Source organism: Corallococcus carmarthensis (assembly GCF_003611695.1).
Taxonomy (GTDB): Bacteria; Myxococcota; Myxococcia; order Myxococcales; family Myxococcaceae; genus Corallococcus; species Corallococcus carmarthensis.
Window position 1 is genome coordinate 1 of the sequence record NZ_RAWE01000229.1, and the last position, 15,969, is coordinate 15,969.

Below are 15,969 nucleotides of genomic sequence, written 5' to 3' on the forward strand. Positions count from 1 at the left end.
GTCCCCGCATGCTCACCCGCCCCATCCCCAGCTCCGGCGAAGCCCTGCCCGTCATCGGCATGGGCACCTGGCAGACCTTCGACGCAGGCGGCGCCGCGAACGAACGCGCCCCCCTGGCCCAGGTCCTCCAGAAGTTCTTCGCCTCCGGAGCGCGCCTCATCGACTCCTCCCCCATGTACGGCCGCTCCGAGGTCGTCGTGGGCGACCTGCTCAAACAGTCCGGTCAGGAGAAGACGCCGTTCCTCGCCACCAAGGTCTGGACGCGCGGCAAGGCGGAGGGCGCGGCGCAGATCCAGGCGTCCCTCCAGAAGATGGGCCACGGCCGCATGGACCTGATGCAGGTGCACAACCTGCTGGACGTGGACGTGCACCTGCCCGTGCTGCGCGAACTGAAGGCCGCGAAGAAGATCCGCTACGTGGGCGTCACCCACTACCTGCGCAGCGCCTTCGACGACCTGGAGAAGCACATCAAATCCAGCAAGCTGGACTTCGTGCAGCTGCCCTACTCGCTCGCGATGCGCGACGCCGAAGCGCGCCTGCTGCCCGCGGCGAAGGAGCACGGCGTGGCCGTCCTCGTCATGGAGCCCTTCGACAAGGGCAACCTCTTCCGCAAGATGAAGGGCCGACCCCTGCCGGACTGGGCCGCGGAGTTCGACTGCGGAAGCTGGGCCCAGTTCTTCCTCAAGTTCATCCTGGGCCACCCCGCCGTGAACTGCCCCATCCCCGCGACGTCCGATCCCGCCCACCTGGAGGACAACGTGAAGGCGGGCTTCGGACGGCTCCCCGACGAGAAGCTGCGCGCGCGGATGGTGAAGCTGTTCGAGTCGTGAGCGCAGCCGCCTGCAAGTCGCCTACAGGTCAGGTGACGGCGAGTAGCGCAGCTCCCCGCCCGGCTCCAGCACCAGCCCGGTGCCGGGCTCGCCGGCCTCGTCGTCGCGCCCCACCTCCAGCACGCTCTCTTCCGCGTCCCACTGGCCCAGGTAGTACTCGCCACCCGCCGCCATGCACGCGCGCCCTTCCGACACGAGGGTCTCCACCACTTCCTTCTTGTCGCTGGTGAGCCGGTAGAGCGTCCAGGTCTTGCCGTCCTCGCGGAAGCCCTTCACCAGATCCGCCAGCTCCTCGTCGCGCGGAGTGCCGCCCGCGGTCTCCTCGCGCTTCCACTGGCGGGGCTCCTTCGCGGGCTGCGTCTTGTGCCATGCCCGCGCCAGCTCCAGCAGCTTCTGCTGGGCCGCGTCCTGGAGCGCGTGCATCGCGTCCGGCAGCTCAATCTCCTCCAGCGCCAGCAGGGCCGTCTCCAACTGCAGCGCCTTCAGGCTCCACTCGTTCCACGCGGTCTTCAGCATCCGTGTCGCTCCCGGCCGTCACGCCTCGTTCCCTGGGGAGAAACAAGCGAGTGGGCCCGCACGCCCCCCTATCACACGCCCGGCTGCCGGGGTGCCGACCTGGCGGCGCGGCCGGTGTTCGCCGCCCGACCGCTGCCTACCTTCAACCGCCAAGGGAGGCGAGCACATGACGACGACGACGAAGAGTCCCCAAGACGTGGTGGAGCACCTGGGCAAGCTCATCCACGGCATCAAGGTCGCGATGATGACGACCGTGGACAGCGACGGCAGCCTGCGCAGCCGGCCGATGTGGACCTACGACAAGGACTTCGACGGCGAGCTGTGGTTCTTCACCAACGACCACACCCACAAGGTGGACGAGGTGCAGAAGGACCACCATGTCAGCCTCGCCTACTCCGACCCCACGCGGGACCGGTACGTGTCCGTCAGCGGCCGCTGCCAGCTGATCCGCGACAAGGCCAAGGCGAAGGAGCTGTGGAACCCGTCCCTCAAGGCCTGGTTCCCCCAGGGGCTGGATGATCCGAACCTGGCCCTGCTGCGCGTCTCCGTCGAAAAGGCCGAGTACTGGGACACGCCCAACAGCAAGAGGGTCCAGCTGGTCGGGTTCGTGAAAGCCGTCCTCACCGGCGAGAAGTACCAGCCGGGCGACAACCAGAAGCTCGACCGGGGCGCCCCCCGCCGCAACTGACCGGGAACCCGAACGGGGCCGCCGGAGACCCGGCGGCTCCCACGCTCTCAAAACCTGACACGTGTGTCAGGGGGTGTGTGAAAGCAGGACAGCCTCAGACCCGTACCACCCGGACCCACCCGGCGAGCGCCCCCGAGGGAGCCCGCCGTGGTGGGTGAGACTTTTGTCCGGCGGTTGCTGTTTCTCTGACAGCGCCGTTCGTCCTGGCTTGTAACCCACCCTCGGCCCGAGTCATGCAGCCGGCCGACACCGTGGTACGAGCCGGGAACCGTCCGCACATCACGTTGAAGTGACCGACGGTTTAGAGTATCAACCATCCGCTTTCGAGATTTTCCACCTTCCGTCCGGCAGCGTTGCCGGCGCCGGATGGACGGACTCGGAGACGCTCATACGGGCGGAGCGAATTTCCCGCCTTTTGAAGGAATCAGGACGATGGAGAACAAGAAGAAAGTCGCGAAGCCCGAGGGAAAGCTGGCGGTGCTCATCCCGGGCCTGGGCGCGGTTTCCACCACGCTGATGGCGGGTGTGGAGCTTGCGCGGCAGGGCAAGGGCGCCCCCATCGGCTCGCTCACGCAGATGGGCACGGCTCGTCTGGGCAAGCGCACCGACGGCCGCACCGTGAAGCTCAAGGACCTGGTGCCGCTGGCCACGTTGGAAGACGTCGTTTTCGGCGCGTGGGACATCATCAGCGAGGACGCCTACCAGGTGGCCGTTCGCTCTGGCGTGCTGAACGACAAGCACCTGGAGCAGGTGAAGCCCTTCCTGCAGGGCATCAAGCCCAAGCAGGGCGTGCATGATCCGGAGTTCGTGCGGCGCATCGCGGCCAACCACATCAAGGCCACCAAGACGCACCGCGAGAGCATCGAGGCCATCCGCCAGGACATCCGGGACTTCAAGAAGGAGCTCAACGCCAAGCGCGCCGTGATGGTGGTGTGCAGCAGCGTGGAGACCTTCCGCCCGATGCCGGAGGCCTTCCAGTCGCTGGCCAACTTCGAGAAGGCGCTGGACGCCAACAGCCCGGATGTGAACCCGACGGCGCTGTACACCTACGCGGCCATCAAGGAAGGCGTGCCGTTCGCCAACGCGACGCCGAACGCCAGCGTGGAGACGCCGGCGCTGCAGGAGCTGGCGAAGCAGGAGGGCGCTCCCATCGCGGGCCGTGACCTCAAGAGCGGCCAGACGATGATGAAGACCGTCATCGCGCCCGCGCTCAAGGCGCGCATGCTGGGCCTGGAGGGGTGGTTCTCCACCAACATCCTGGGCAACCGCGACGGCGAGGTGCTGGATGATCCCCAGGCCTTCAAGGCCAAGGAGGTCACCAAGTCGAGCGTGCTCGACACCATCCTGCAGCCGGACCTGTACCCGGAGCTGTACAACAAGTACTCGCACAAGGTGTCGATCCACTACTACCCGCCCCGCGGCGACGCGAAGGAGGGTTGGGACAACATCGACATCACCGGGTGGCTGGGCTACCCGATGCAGATCAAGGTCAACTTCCTCTGCCGCGACTCCATCCTGGCGGCGCCGCTGGTGCTGGACATCGCGCTGTTCCTGGACCTGGCGAAGCGGCTGGAGTGGCGTGGCATCCAGGAGTGGATGTCCTTCTACTTCAAGAGCCCCATGGCCCACCCGGGCCTGCCGGTGGAGCACGACCTGTTCATCCAGCTGACCAAGCTGAAGAACACGCTGCGCGTCGTCGCGGGCGAAGAGCCCATCACCCACCTGGGGCTGGACTACTACGGGGATGACCTCCCGCTCGCCCGCTAAGAACGACTCCGCGTTCAAGTGGCTCGTCACCGTCCTGGCGGCGGGCCACTTCGCGTTGGTGGTCGCCACCGGCCGCGTCCGGTGGGAGCACGTCGCGGCGGACCTGCTGCTGGTGGTGCTGGCCTGGGCCGGCGCCGGCCCGCGGCGGTTCCTCCGCGGCGCGTTCCCGCTGTGGCTGACCGGCATGATCCTGGACAGCCAGGCGCTGTGGCTGGGGGTGCGCGGCACCATCCACACCGGCGACCTGTGGAACCTGGAGAAGCTGCTGTTCCCCGCCCCGGGAGCCACGCACTGGCCCGAGTGGTGGTCGCGTCACCCCAACACGCTGTTGGACCTGCTGTGCGGCTTCGCCTACGCGGCCTACATCTATGAGGTCTTCCTCGTGGCGCTGTGGTTCTTCTTCAAGAAGGACGCGCGCTTCGAACAGCTCTGCTGGGCCTTCTTCGTGGTGAACGCCATTGGCGTCGTCGTCTACGTGCTCTACCCCGCGGCGCCCCCCTGGTACGTCCTGAAGTACGGGCCGGGGCTCGCGAACCTGGCGGCGCCACCCAGTCCGGCGGGCACCGCGCGCTTCGACGCCTACTTCGGCATCCACTACTTCGCGAACTTCTACGCCCGCAACCCCAACGTCTTCGGGGCCATGCCGTCGCTGCACGCGGCCTACCCGCTGATGATGGTGCTCGTCCTGTGGCACAAGGGCCCCGCCTGGCGGGTGGGCACGATCTTGTTCGCGGTGCTCGTCGCCTTCTCCGCCATCTACCTCACGCACCACTACGTCCTCGACGTGCTCGCGGGAGTCACCGCGGCGGTCGCGGCCTTCGTCGCCGTGAGGGCTGTCTTCGCAAGACGGGCCATGGAAGCGCCAGGAGTGGCGCCCGTGTCCCTGCCGTCTGGAGGAAACACCCGTGCATGACAACGTCCTGGCCTTGCTGAGTGGAGACCTGTCCCCCTCGGCGCGCATCTGGACCGCGCTGGCGCCCGCGCTCTTCGCGGTCGCCTACTTCCTCGTGGGGCTGGTGCTCTTCTGTATCCGGTGCGCCATCAAGGGCATCCCGAGGGACGCGGAGACGCTGACGCGTGGCAAGTCGGTGCTGGTGGGCTTCTTCCTGCGCCACTACTTCTTCTGGGTCATCCAGCCGCTGTGGCGGGTGCTGCTGCGCTCCGGCCTCCCGGCCAACGCGCTGTCCATGCTGTCCGGCCTGCTGGGCGTGTCGTCCGGCGTGGCGGTGGCGGCGGGCCGCTTCGCGCTGGGCGGCTGGCTGTTCCTGCTGGCGGGCGTGCTGGACGTGATGGACGGCCGCGTGGCGCGCACCCGCAAGGAGGCCAACCCCGCGGGCGCGGCGCTGGACTCCGTGCTGGACCGCTACGTGGACTCCGCGATGCTGATGGGCCTGGCCTGGTACTACCGGGACACCTGGGTGCTCCTGCCCGCGCTGGGGGCGCTGCTGGGCTCCTCGCTGGTGCCGTACGTGCGCGCCAAGGGTGAAGGCCTGGGCGTGAGCGTGCGCGACGGCGCGATGCAGCGGCTGGAGCGGGTGCTGTTCCTGGGCGTGGGCACGGCGCTGTCCCCCATCCTGGAGGCGCTGTTCTGGCCGGAGCAGAAGCACCCCATGCACTGGCTGGCGGTGGCGGGCCTCGTGTTCGTGGCCATCCTGAGCAACGTCACGGCGGTGGCGCGCTTCCGCACGCTGGTGGCGGCGCTGACGCCCAAGAAGCCGGTGCAGCCGCGCTCGAACGTGGCGCTGTTCGGCTTCAACGCGGCGGCGGGCGCCATCGCCACGGTGGTGGACTTCGCCGCGGTGCTGGCCATGGTGGAGTGGGCGGGCCTCTCCCCGGTGTGGGCCACGGTGGCCGGCTGCGTGCTGGGCGGCGTGGTGAACTACTCCATCAACCGGGTCATCACCTTCCGCAGCAACGGGGCGGTGGCGCCGCAGCTGGCGCGCTACACGCTGGTGAGCGCGACCAGCGCGCTGCTCAACGCGGGCGGCGTGGCGCTGCTCACGCTGCACCCGCAGCTGGCGTACACGCTGGGGTGGTGGGTGGTGCGCGGGGTGGTGTACTTCGCGTGGAACCTGCCCCTGCAGCGCGACTACGTGTTCAACGACCACGCGTCGGAAGAGCTCATGGAGCAGCGGCCCCATGCGGCGTGACACGCTCGCCCGCGGCTTGAGGGCCCTGCTGGTGGGGGCCCTGGTTTCGCTTCCAGGGGTGGCGGCGGCGGGCGGCGTGCTGGGGTTGTCCTACAACTCCAGCGACCGGTACGGAGAGAGCTTCACCTTCGTGGCGGATGCGGACGACGGCACCTATGTGACGGTGAACCTGTCGGTGACGAACATCGGCCCGGGGTCGCGCACGGGCATCTGCCGCGTCACGGTGCTGCAGCCGGGCAAGCCGGTCTGGGCGCCGCAGAAGCGCCTGGGGGCGAATGACTGGGGCTATGACCCGGCCCTGGACACGCTGACCATCGGCGAGTGCTCCGCCCGGGCGACGGACAAGGGCCTGACGGTGGAAGCGCCCCTGGACAACGGCCGGGTGAAGCTGGAGTACGCGCGCAAGCCCGAGCCGTGGTCGCCTGAGGGCTCCGTGGTGGAGAACGGCAAGGACCGCTACCGCCACGAGGTGCTGGTGGCCGGCAGCCCCGTGAAGGTGACGCTCCGCGTGCCCCTGCGGGAGGCGGTGACGCTGACGGGCGGCGGGTACGTGGACCACTCGCGCAGCACGGTGGCGCCGGCGAAGCTGGCGAAGCGCTGGGTGCGCTTCCGCGTGCTCAAGGGCCCGCCGTACGCGGTGGTGCTGGGGCGCGAGGGGCAGGAGGGCGACTACGCGCCCGTGTACCTCTGGGAGGACAAGGGGGAAGCGCGGCTCCTGGAGTCCTTCACGGTGACGCAGACGGGAACGAAGGAGAAGAGCACGTGGCGGGCGGAGTTCACCGACCGCGACGGCAAGCCGGCGGTGACGCTCAAGGGGACGTCGCTGCTCCAGCGCAGCGCGCCGGTGGAGTCGCTGGGCATGCTGGGCGGATTGGTGCGGCCGGTGGTGGGCTCGCCGGTGACGTACCTGCTCCGGGGCGTGATGGAGCGTCCGGGCAAGGCGCCGGTGGACGGGTTGATGGAAGTGTCGGTGGAAGGCGAGTAGCAGGCAGGGGATTTCCGCGTGAGCGAGTCGTTGCTTCGGTCGGTGCATCACGTCCCCGGCGTCCGGGGGTTCGTGCGCAAGCAGGTGCTGCGGGTGGTGGCGCGCGGGGTGGAGTGGACCACCAAGCTCCCCGGCAAGCGCGCCCTCAACGTGTCCCAGGTGAACCCGTGGCTGCACGTGGGCGGCAGCGTGTCCCGCGCGCGCTACGGCGAGCTGAAGGACCGGGGCATCACCTGTGTCATCGACCTGCGCGCGGAGCGCTGTGACGACCGCCAGGCGCTGGCGGCGCTGGGCATCGAGCTCTTGAGCCTGCCGGTGACGGACCGCTATCCGCCGTCGGTGGAGCAGCTCTCGGAAGGGGTGCGCTGGGCGCTGCCCCGCCTGGACGCGGGCGGCGTGCTGTACGCGCACTGCGAGCACGGCGTGGGGCGCGGTCCGCTGATGGGGCTGGCGGTGATGGTGGCGCGCGGCTGGGACGCACCGGAGGCGTACCGGGCGGTGCGCCACGCGCGCTGGCAGGCGACGCTGAACGACCGGCAGCTGCGGGGACTCGCGGACTTCGTGGCCGCGTGGACGGGCGTGCCGGAGAAGGCCGCGTAGCAGCGGGGGTGCCCTCCCCCGTTCCGCGCCTCACGTCTTCGCGCCGGAGCCCTCCCTGGGAGGAGCCCCCTGCCCTGACGCTTCCTTCCCGGCGAGCTTGCGGCGCCTTCCGCCGCTCCCCATCAGCATGTCCATCCACATGTTGCTGATGCCGAAGTTGCGGTCCGGCGTCGCGAAGTGGTGCGCCATGTGGTGCGCGCGAAGCGCCTTGCCCCACGCCGTGCGCGGCGTGCGGTGGTGCGTGGCCCAGTGGAGGGTGTCGTAGGCCACGTAGCCCCAGACGATGCCAATGAAGTACGGGAGCATCTGCGCCGGGCGGCCCACCAGCCACAGCAGCCCGCCGATGAGCGAGGACAGCGGGATGGTGACGATGAGCGGCATCACCAGGCGCTGGGCGTCGTCCGGGTACTTGTGGTGGTAGCCGTGGGCAATCTCGTGCACCCGCTGGGTGAACGGACCCTTGCCCTCCCAGTGGAAGAAGTACCGGTGGATGCCGTACTCCATGAGGATCCACGTCAGCAGCCCCAGCGGGATGAACAGCACGCTCATCCCCACCGTCGTCCGTCCTCCGTACAGGCCCCACCCGAGCAGGCCCAGCGTGAGCGGGATGTAGAGGAGGACCGGCACCGCGGGGTGCAGCTTCGAGGCCGCCTCCATGAAGGCGTTCTCGAACATCCGGCCGGATTGATGCCTGAAGTATGGGCGCCCCATACTGGACGAAGATTGGGCCGGGGCCCCCCGGGTGCCCATGCCCGTTCGTCCCTCCGCAGTGTCGCCTTGCGGATGGGCCCAGGCCCCTCCGGACGCAATGAAAAAGGCCCCGGCGCGCTGTGCCGGGGCCTCCTTGCCTGCACGGGTCTACTGCCGCGCCTCAGCTCTCCGCGGGGTGCTCGGTTCCGTCGCCGCCAGCCTGGGTCGTCGCGGCGCCGTGCTTGTTGCGCCAGCGGTCCACCAGCAGGAGGAGCGCCGGGAAGCCCACCAGCACGATGATCATGTTCACCGCGAAGCCCAGGTTGGCCAGGTCGCCAATGGAGTTGAGGCCCGGGTGCTTGGCGAACACCAGCGCCAGGAAGCCGATGGCGCTCGTGAGCAGGCCGCCGGTGATGGCCCGGCCCGTCTCCGCGTACACGGTGGTGAAGTCCGCTCCCGGTTCGCCCAGGCGCTCAATCAGGTGCACGCCCGCGTCCACCGTCGTCCCGATGAGCACCGGGATGACCACGATGTTCAGGTAGTTGAACTGGAGGCCCAGGATGGCCATCAGGCCCACCAGCGCCGCGATGGAGAGCAGCGTGGGCAGCATGCAGATGACCGCGTTGCGCAGGCTGCCCAGCGTCAGCCACATCGCCAGGAAGACGCTGACCACCGCGGCCACCAGGATGCGCGGCCCCTCGGAGGCCACCATGTCCAGGATGTCCGCCAGGATGAGCGCCTCGCCCGCCGCGGACACCTGGCTGCCGTCCGGCATCTGGAGGTTGCGCACCTCCTTGGTGAAGCGCCGCGTGCCCACGCCGTCCGACAGGCTCACGTTCGCGTAGACCAGCACCACGCCGCCCTTCTGGCCGGCCGCGGGCTCGAACTGGCGGCGCAGGCTCACCGGCAGGTCTTCACGCGCGAAGGGCTTCGCGGCCGTCATCCTCACCGCGCGCAGCAGGTCCTCGCGCTGGGCCTTCTCCACGCGCTCCGGGTCGATGCGCTGGAGCTTCTGGTGGATGGACTGGAGCAGCGCGTGCTTCTCCTCCTGGTGCTGGGGCACCAGGTCCTCCAGCGCGCCCACGAAGTCGATGGTGGAGTCCTTGCCGTACTTCGCCTTGCGCGCCTGGAGCTGGTTCACGACCTCGCGCTCCATCCCCTCCGTGTCCGTCAGCACCACCACCGGCGTCGCCGAATAGCCCAGGATGTGGTCGATGCGCCGGTCCAGCCGCACGCTCGGCAACGACACGTCATCCAGCTTCGTGGAGTCGTAGTTGAACGTCACCCGGTACGCCTGGCTGATGAGCCCCACCAGCGCCACGCCAAGCACCAGCGCCACCGCGCGGTAACGGCGCGGCAGGAAGCGCGCCAGGATCGCCATGGGCCCCGACTGCGACTGGTGCTCGCGCGGCACCCAGCCCACTCGCGACACCAGCCCCAGGAGCGCCGGCAGGATGAGCAGGTACGACGCCACGCTCACCAGCATGCCCACCGCCGCGATGACGCCGAACTCGTGGAACGCCCTGAACTCCGACCACGACAGGCTCAGGAACGTGAGCGCCGCCACCAGCGCGGAGATGAGCGCGGAGAAGCCCGTGTGCCTGAACGTCTCGCGCACCGCCTCCTCCGACGTCATGCCCTCCGAGCGCAGCGTGCCCCACCGCCCCAAGAGGTGGATGCCGTGCTCCACGCCCAGGCCGCCCAGCACCGCGGCGAGGAAGCCCGTGAGCAGATTCACCTGCCCGTACGCGATGCCCACGAAGCCGTAGGTCCACGCGAGGCCCGCGATCACCGGCACCATGGTGAGGCCCACGGACAGCGCGCTGCGGAAGTGGAAGATGAGGTAGGCCAGCAGCAGCACCAGGGCCAGCGTGGACGCGCGCGCCAGGTCGCCGGTGATGACCGCCTGCTGGTCGATCTTCTTCTTGAACGTGCCGGTGATCTCCGTGTGGAAGCCGGGGCCGTACTTCGACAGGTCCTGCTTCGCCAGGTAGTCCTGCACCTGGGCGATGACCGTCTTGGAGTAGCCCAGGTCCGCGGAGGAGCCCTTCGCCTTGAGCAGCATCACCACCATGCGCTCCTGCGGATCCAGGTAGTACAGGCCACCCTGCCCCGCGAGCCGCATGTTCGCGCCGCCGGTGTACTTCTTCTGGATGTCGCTGAAGTCCAGCGACGGGGGAGGCTCCTCCTCCAGCCGCACGAAGAGCGGGTTGGCCTGCTCCTTCTCCCACGCGAAGCGCGCGTCGATGCGCTCCTGGATGGTCTTCAGGTCCGGCAGGTCCACGTAGTAGAGGCCGTGCTCGTCGAAGAACTGGCTGGGCCGCTGCGCGTTGACGAAGCGGATCTCCGACAGCGTCGCCAGCTTCGGCGCCATGTCATCCACGAACTGCTTGAGCTGTTCCGGCTCCGCGCCAATGCCGGCCACCACCACGTTGCCCATGCCGCCGAAGCGCGTGCGCAGCTTCTCCAGGTCCTGCACGGACGGGAACGACTTGGGCAGCAGGTTCGCCAGGTCCGCGTTGAGGCGCAGGTCTCGCGCGAAGAAGCCTCCCAGGCCCGTCAGCACCAGCGTCACGAACAGCGCCACCCAGGGCCGCTGGTGGCTGCGGGCCGCCAGGGAGCCCATCGCCGCCTCGAACCGTCCGGACCACCGCGTCTCACTCATGGATGTGATTTCCTGCTGAAAGCCCGCGCCGTGACGGCAGGGGCAACCTTGAGCCCGAACGAACCGGGTTGCTCACGCGTATATGCCCCGAGCCACCGTGCGTCCAGGCACCGGCCCGGGGCCTCCGCTGGCCGCATGCCTGACCCGGGGAACAAAGGCAGCACGGCCTGAACCGCGCCATGTATGCCGCCCCAGCGCGCGCCATGCCAGGGGATCGGCTTCCCTCTGAGAATTGAGGCATTTTGCCCCACCCTCTCCTGGTGCTGGGCGTACGGGCGGGCCGTGCCTCCGCACCGACATGCAGGGGGATTGAGGGATGGCCAGCTTTTGCTTCGACACAGGCCCTGCCAGGAAGCAGGCGCCCCTGGGAGGCCCGGTCGATGCCCTCACCCCCGTCTTCACCCGCGGAGCGCTCGTGGATGCACCGGCTGGAGCACGCGATGGGTGCGCTGGCCGCGCACAACCACCGCCGCCCTGTCATCGCGCTCGTCTGTGCGCTCCTGCTCTCCGTCATGGGCCTGCTGGCCGCGCGCCACCTGTCCCTCAACGCGAACCTGGTGAACCTGCTGCCCCAGTCCTTCGAGAGCGTGCAGGCCATCCACACCCTGGAGGAGCGCTTCGGCGCGCAGGGGTGGGTGGTGGTGGTGGGCGAGGACGGAGATCCGGCGCAGCTCCAGCGGTTCGCGGACGACCTGGCGCCGAAGCTGGAGGCGCTGCCGGGCATCCGCTACGTGGAGATCACCCGCCCCAGCAGCTTCTTCCGGAGCCATGCGCTCTACTTCCTGTCGCCAGAAGATTTGAAGGAGGTGGAGCGCCGCATCGACGCGCGCCTCACGTGGGAGCGGCAGCGTGCCAACCCGCTCTTCGTTTCGCTGGACGACGAACCCGCCCCGTCGCTGGACTTCAGCGACCTGGAGAAGAAGTACGCCGGCGGCGCGGTGACGCGCCTGTCCAGCCATCCCAGTGACTACTACCTGGATCCCGCCGCGCGCCGCGTGGTGTTGCTGGCCAAGCCGGAGACGTCGTCCGCGGACCTCACCTACTCACGCCAAATCGTGGGCGAGGTGCAGGGCGTGCTGCGGCAGCAGGACCTGTCGAAGTACGGACCGGGCTTCCACACGGAGATCACCGGGTCGTTCCAGAAGAAGATGGATCAGCAGTCGCAGATCACCCGCGACGTGGCGGTGTCCTCGACGGTGGCCACGGTGCTGGTGCTGCTCTACCTGCTCCTGCACTTCCGCAGCGTGCTCGCGGTGGGGCTGGTGCTGGCGCCGGTGGGCGCGGGCCTCGCGTGGACGTACGGCCTGGTGGGCGTGGCGTACGGGCAGGTCAATCTCCTGACGGCCTTCCTGGGCGCCATCCTGGGCGGCCTGGGCGTGGAGCACGGCATCCACCTCTTGGGGCGGTACCTCGCCTTGCGTGGAGAGGGCAGGTCCTCCGAGGAGGCCACGCGCGAGTCCTTCACGCACACGGGGGGCGCGGCGCTGGTGTCCGCGCTGGTGGCGGCGCTCACCTTCTTCATTCTGGGCACGTCCCAGCTCCGGGCGTTCCGCGAGTTCGGCGTCATCGCGGGCGTGGGCATGCTGGTGCTCATCCTCGCGTACGTGCTGGTGCTGCCCGCGGTGCTGGGGCTGGTGTCGCACTGGGGCTGGGTGCCGCGAGCGTCCTCCACGGAGAAGGTGGAGGCGCCCCTGGGCCGCGTCATCACCCACCGGCGCGGACTGCTCACCCTCATGTCCGCGCTCATCGTGGCGGGCCTGCTCACGCAGCTTCCGCGCCTGAGGTTCGACTACGACATCTCCTCGCTGCAGGACCAGCGTCTGCCTTCATTCGTCCTGGACCGCGTGGTCAACCAGCTCATCGGCTATTCGCAGGTCCCGCTGGTGGTGCTCACGAACTCCCGCGAGGAGGAAGCAGCCGTCGTCCGGCAAATCCAGGCGCGCAAGCAGCAGCGGGGCGCGGACTCCACGGTGGACTTCGTCGCGTCGCTCGCGAGCCTCGTGCCGGAGCGGCAGCAGGAGAAGCAGGTCATCCTGAAGGACATCGGGAAGCTCTTGAAGAGCGTGCCCGAAAACCAGCTCACTCCGGAGCAGGGCCAGCAGCTGGCGGAGCTGCGCGGGCAGGTGCAGGCGCGGCCCTTCACCGAGGCGGACCTGCCGGACAGCGTGCGCCAGCAGTTCGAGGGACGCGACGGCCCGGGCACCGGCTTCGTGCTGGTGTATCCGTCCGCGGATCAGTCCGACGGCAAGGCCATGCGCCGGATGGCGAAGGAGGTGCGCGGAGTGAAGCTGCCGGATGGCCAGACCGCGGTGGTGGCCGGCGAAGCGATGGTGCAGGCGGACATCGTGAACATGGTGGCGCACGAAGCGCCGTTCATCCTGATGGGCTCGACGCTCACGGTGCTGGTGGCGATGTGGGTGACGTTGGGCGGGCTGCGCACCGCGCTCCTGTGCCTGATGCCCACGGCGGTGTCGCTGTTCGCGGTGCTGGGGCTGATGCCGCTGCTGCACATGGAGTTCAACTACCTCAACATCCTGGTCATCCCGGTGCTCATCGGGACGACGGTGGACGCGGGCGTGCACCTCATCACGCGGCTCGCGTCGCCGCGCAGTGACTTCGTGCGGGTGTATTCGGAGACGGGCAAGGCCATCTGCGGCGGCCTGCTTACGAGCGCGGTGGGCTTTGGCGCGCTGCTCCTCGCGGACCACCCGGGCCTCAACTCCATCGGGGCCCTGGCGAACGTGGGGTTCGGCATGAACCTGCTCATCATGCTGGTGACCTTCCCCGCGCTGCTGCTGGTGCTCTCCGAGCGCAAGCGGCGCCACCGTGCGGTTTCCTCCCGTCCCCGGGGTGAGCACCTCATGGATGAAGGCCAGGGTCCTCAGCGGCCCACGCCCTCCCCTTAGGCCGAGGCGTCGTCCGCCCGGCCGCACACTGGCAAGGAGCGGAAGATGTCTCAGCAATGGATCTGGATGAGCCTGGCGGCCGGCACCCTGGCGCTGGGCTCCGCGAACGCCCAGGTGGATCCGAACTCCGCGGGCGCCATCACCACGAGCCAACCGAACCCGGGGGCCGCCCCTGGGACCTCCGCCATCAACGCTCCCGCGGGCAGCCCCATCGGGAGTCCGTACACGGAGCCCCTGGGCGACCCCAGCGCCACGACCAACCCGGGCACGGGCGGCAGCGGCACGGGCGCCGTGCTCCCACAGCCGTACACCGCGCCGCCGTCCATCACCGGCACCGCCTCCGACACCGTGACGGGAACGGGCGCGGTGATTCCTCCCAACACGAGCACCACCATCGCGGGTTCGACGGGCTCCACCGCCACCATGGGCGCGGTGCTGCCTCCGACGACGGGCACGACGGCTCCGGGCACGATGGGCGCCACGGGCACGACGGGCACCGCGATACCCGGCGCCATGGGCGCCACGGGCACCGCGATACCCGGCGCCATGGGCGCCACCTCCGGCACGGGCGCGGTGTTGCCGCCCACGGGCAGCACGGTGACGGGCGGCGCCATCGGCACCACCTCCAGTCAGGGCGCGGTCATTCCTCCCGCCACGGGCGGCGCGGTGCTGCCTCCCGCCACCGGCACGGTGCTGCCTCCCGCCACCGGCACCACGGCGCCAGGCGCGGCGGGCACCACGCTGTCGCCGGACAGCAACACGTCCAGCAACTCCGTGACGCCACTGGGTGGTGGCAACGTGACCAACGGCACCGTGGGCCCCTGAGAGCCCCGCGCTTTCAGGGGTCGGCGCTGCAACGCACCCGGGTCCCGGGCGCTTGCATTCCGAGAGACGGCTTCGTCAAGGCAACCCTCCCATTCCACCCACCTGCGCCGTTCCCCGAGCAGGCAGGCGGATGAGCCACCCCTGCACACCTCCGCGGGCCTGCTCACCTTCGGTCCAGCAGGAAGTCGAGACCTTTCAAGCAGTCAGACTCCTATCGGGGGAATCCACATGAAGAAGTTCCTGAAGACCCAGCTGACGGTGGCGGCGGTTCTCGCGGGCGCGCTGGCGCTCGGCACGGGATGTAAGTCGGATCAGTCCGCGACGCGCGGCACCGAGCCGACGCCGGCTTCCGACTCCACCATGCCCACGGACTCCAGCGGCACCGGGACGGACACGTCGGGCTCCGGCACCACCACCACGCCGCCGCCCAGCAGCGGCGGCTCCGGCTACGACACGGGCAGCACGTCGCAGGACTCGACGATGCCTCCCTCGGACGTGGACACCGGCGGCTCCGGCACGACGGATGACTCCACGCTGCCGCCCGCCAGCAACGACAGCAACATGGATCCGGGCACCGGCGGCGCGGGCACCGGCGAGGCCGAGCCCGGCGTGCACGACGGCGAGATGACCGAGCCGGGCACGGGCGGCTCCGGCATGGATCCGGCGGACGACAGCGCCACCCCGGACGACAGCAGCCTGCCCAACGACTCCACGCTGGATCCGAACAGCTCCGGCACGAAGGGCAACATGACCACGCCGGTGCCGGACTCCACGGGCACCATGGCGCCCAACAACGGCACCACGCGCTAGCCCTGCCCACCCGCCGCCGTGACACCCACGGCGGCACGGTGGCTCCGGAAGCGCCCGTGACCCTCCGGGGTCGCGGGCGCTTCTTCCGTTTCCAGCGTCTGGCCAACGCACGAACAACAAGACCCCGCCGACGCCCTGAAGGCGTCAGCGGGGTCATGGAGACAGCCAGGCCTGGATGATCAGGTCACCTTGACGCCCGGCGACCAGGGCTGGCCCACCGGTTCGATGATCCGCGGACTCCCGTTGTCACCCGGGCCATTGCCGGGACCGCCACCCGGGTCGAAGGTGGACGGCAAGTGACGCTCATGCCGTTCGTCCTCCGTCCCGGCTTCGCGCGCCGGCGCGGGAGGCAGCCCCTCCAGGGGAATGTGCAGCACGTCCTTCTTGCTCATGACGAACGCCTCCTTTCCTCCTTCAGGGTGGGGCGGCTTGGGGGTTTCCGCATGCCTTCAGGAAGGGGAACCCTGGCCGGGCTGCTCGCTGGCATCCCTCGGGGCCGTGGAGGCCTACACCGGGCGCTCCCCCGCCCGCATGCCC

14 protein-coding genes are annotated in these 15,969 nt (G+C 69.5%); 10 read left to right on the forward strand and 4 right to left on the reverse strand.

Features of this window, described 5'->3' with window-relative positions:
• On the forward strand, nucleotides 1-830 hold an 830-nt coding region (locus tag D7X32_RS37120; protein WP_244239395.1), incomplete at its 5' end, for an aldo/keto reductase.
• 21 nt (nucleotides 831-851) lie between these two features.
• Here D7X32_RS37120 and D7X32_RS37125 read toward each other — a convergent pair.
• Nucleotides 852-1,346 carry a P-loop NTPase family protein gene (locus D7X32_RS37125; RefSeq protein ID WP_120607261.1) on the reverse strand — a complete coding sequence of 165 codons (495 nt, stop codon included), beginning with the start codon at nucleotides 1,344-1,346 and terminating at the stop codon, nucleotides 852-854.
• Nucleotides 1,347-1,512: 166 nt separating this feature from the next.
• Between D7X32_RS37125 and D7X32_RS37130 the strand changes: the two genes are divergently transcribed.
• From D7X32_RS37130 to D7X32_RS37155, 6 genes are all read left to right on the forward strand, one after another.
• Nucleotides 1,513-2,034 (forward strand): pyridoxamine 5'-phosphate oxidase family protein, encoded by a 522-nt coding sequence (locus D7X32_RS37130; RefSeq protein WP_120607262.1) that lies wholly within the window; start codon nucleotides 1,513-1,515, stop codon nucleotides 2,032-2,034.
• Between the two features lie 432 nt (nucleotides 2,035-2,466).
• The gene (locus tag D7X32_RS37135; protein WP_120607263.1) at nucleotides 2,467-3,801 is read left to right on the forward strand and encodes an inositol-3-phosphate synthase; all 1,335 of its coding nucleotides are present in this window, start codon (nucleotides 2,467-2,469) and stop codon (nucleotides 3,799-3,801) included.
• A complete protein-coding gene (locus D7X32_RS37140; RefSeq protein WP_120607264.1) occupies nucleotides 3,779-4,714 on the forward strand; it encodes a phosphatase PAP2 family protein in 936 nt (311 codons plus the stop codon). Before D7X32_RS37135 ends, D7X32_RS37140 begins: the two co-directional genes overlap by 23 nt.
• Nucleotides 4,707-5,951, forward strand: a complete 1,245-nt coding sequence (locus D7X32_RS37145) for a GtrA family protein (RefSeq protein WP_120607265.1) — start codon at nucleotides 4,707-4,709, stop codon at nucleotides 5,949-5,951. The genes D7X32_RS37140 and D7X32_RS37145 overlap by 8 nt, the downstream gene beginning before the upstream one ends.
• Complete coding sequence (locus D7X32_RS37150) at nucleotides 5,941-6,936, forward strand: hypothetical protein (protein ID WP_120607266.1); 996 nt, start codon at nucleotides 5,941-5,943, stop codon at nucleotides 6,934-6,936. Before D7X32_RS37145 ends, D7X32_RS37150 begins: the two co-directional genes overlap by 11 nt.
• 18 nt (nucleotides 6,937-6,954) lie before the next feature.
• Entirely contained in the window at nucleotides 6,955-7,536 is a 582-nt protein-coding gene (locus D7X32_RS37155; protein ID WP_120607267.1) for a protein-tyrosine phosphatase family protein, read from the forward strand.
• Between the two features lie 30 nt (nucleotides 7,537-7,566).
• Here D7X32_RS37155 and D7X32_RS37160 read toward each other — a convergent pair whose 3' ends face one another.
• Together D7X32_RS37160 and D7X32_RS37165 are read right to left on the reverse strand one after the other, a co-directional pair.
• Entirely contained in the window at nucleotides 7,567-8,211 is a 645-nt protein-coding gene (locus D7X32_RS37160; RefSeq protein WP_120607268.1) for a sterol desaturase family protein, read from the reverse strand.
• A 196-nt stretch (nucleotides 8,212-8,407) separates the two neighbouring features.
• Complete coding sequence (locus D7X32_RS37165) at nucleotides 8,408-10,891, reverse strand: efflux RND transporter permease subunit (RefSeq protein ID WP_120607269.1); 2,484 nt, start codon at nucleotides 10,889-10,891, stop codon at nucleotides 8,408-8,410.
• 380 nt (nucleotides 10,892-11,271) lie between these two features.
• Between D7X32_RS37165 and D7X32_RS37170 the strand changes: the two genes are divergently transcribed.
• From D7X32_RS37170 to D7X32_RS37180, 3 genes are all read left to right on the forward strand, one after another.
• On the forward strand, nucleotides 11,272-13,797 hold the full coding sequence (locus tag D7X32_RS37170) for an efflux RND transporter permease subunit (RefSeq protein ID WP_244239396.1): 2,526 nt from the start codon (nucleotides 11,272-11,274) through the stop codon (nucleotides 13,795-13,797).
• A 45-nt stretch (nucleotides 13,798-13,842) separates the two neighbouring features.
• Nucleotides 13,843-14,622: a hypothetical protein gene (locus D7X32_RS37175; protein WP_147450411.1), complete on the forward strand. Its 780-nt coding sequence runs from the start codon at nucleotides 13,843-13,845 to the stop codon at nucleotides 14,620-14,622.
• Between the two features lie 228 nt (nucleotides 14,623-14,850).
• Nucleotides 14,851-15,432, forward strand: a complete 582-nt coding sequence (locus D7X32_RS37180) for a hypothetical protein (RefSeq protein WP_120607271.1) — start codon at nucleotides 14,851-14,853, stop codon at nucleotides 15,430-15,432.
• A 179-nt stretch (nucleotides 15,433-15,611) separates the two neighbouring features.
• Here D7X32_RS37180 and D7X32_RS37185 read toward each other — a convergent pair whose 3' ends face one another.
• Entirely contained in the window at nucleotides 15,612-15,824 is a 213-nt protein-coding gene (locus D7X32_RS37185; protein WP_120607272.1) for a hypothetical protein, read from the reverse strand.
• Nucleotides 15,825-15,969: the final 145 nt, after the last annotated feature.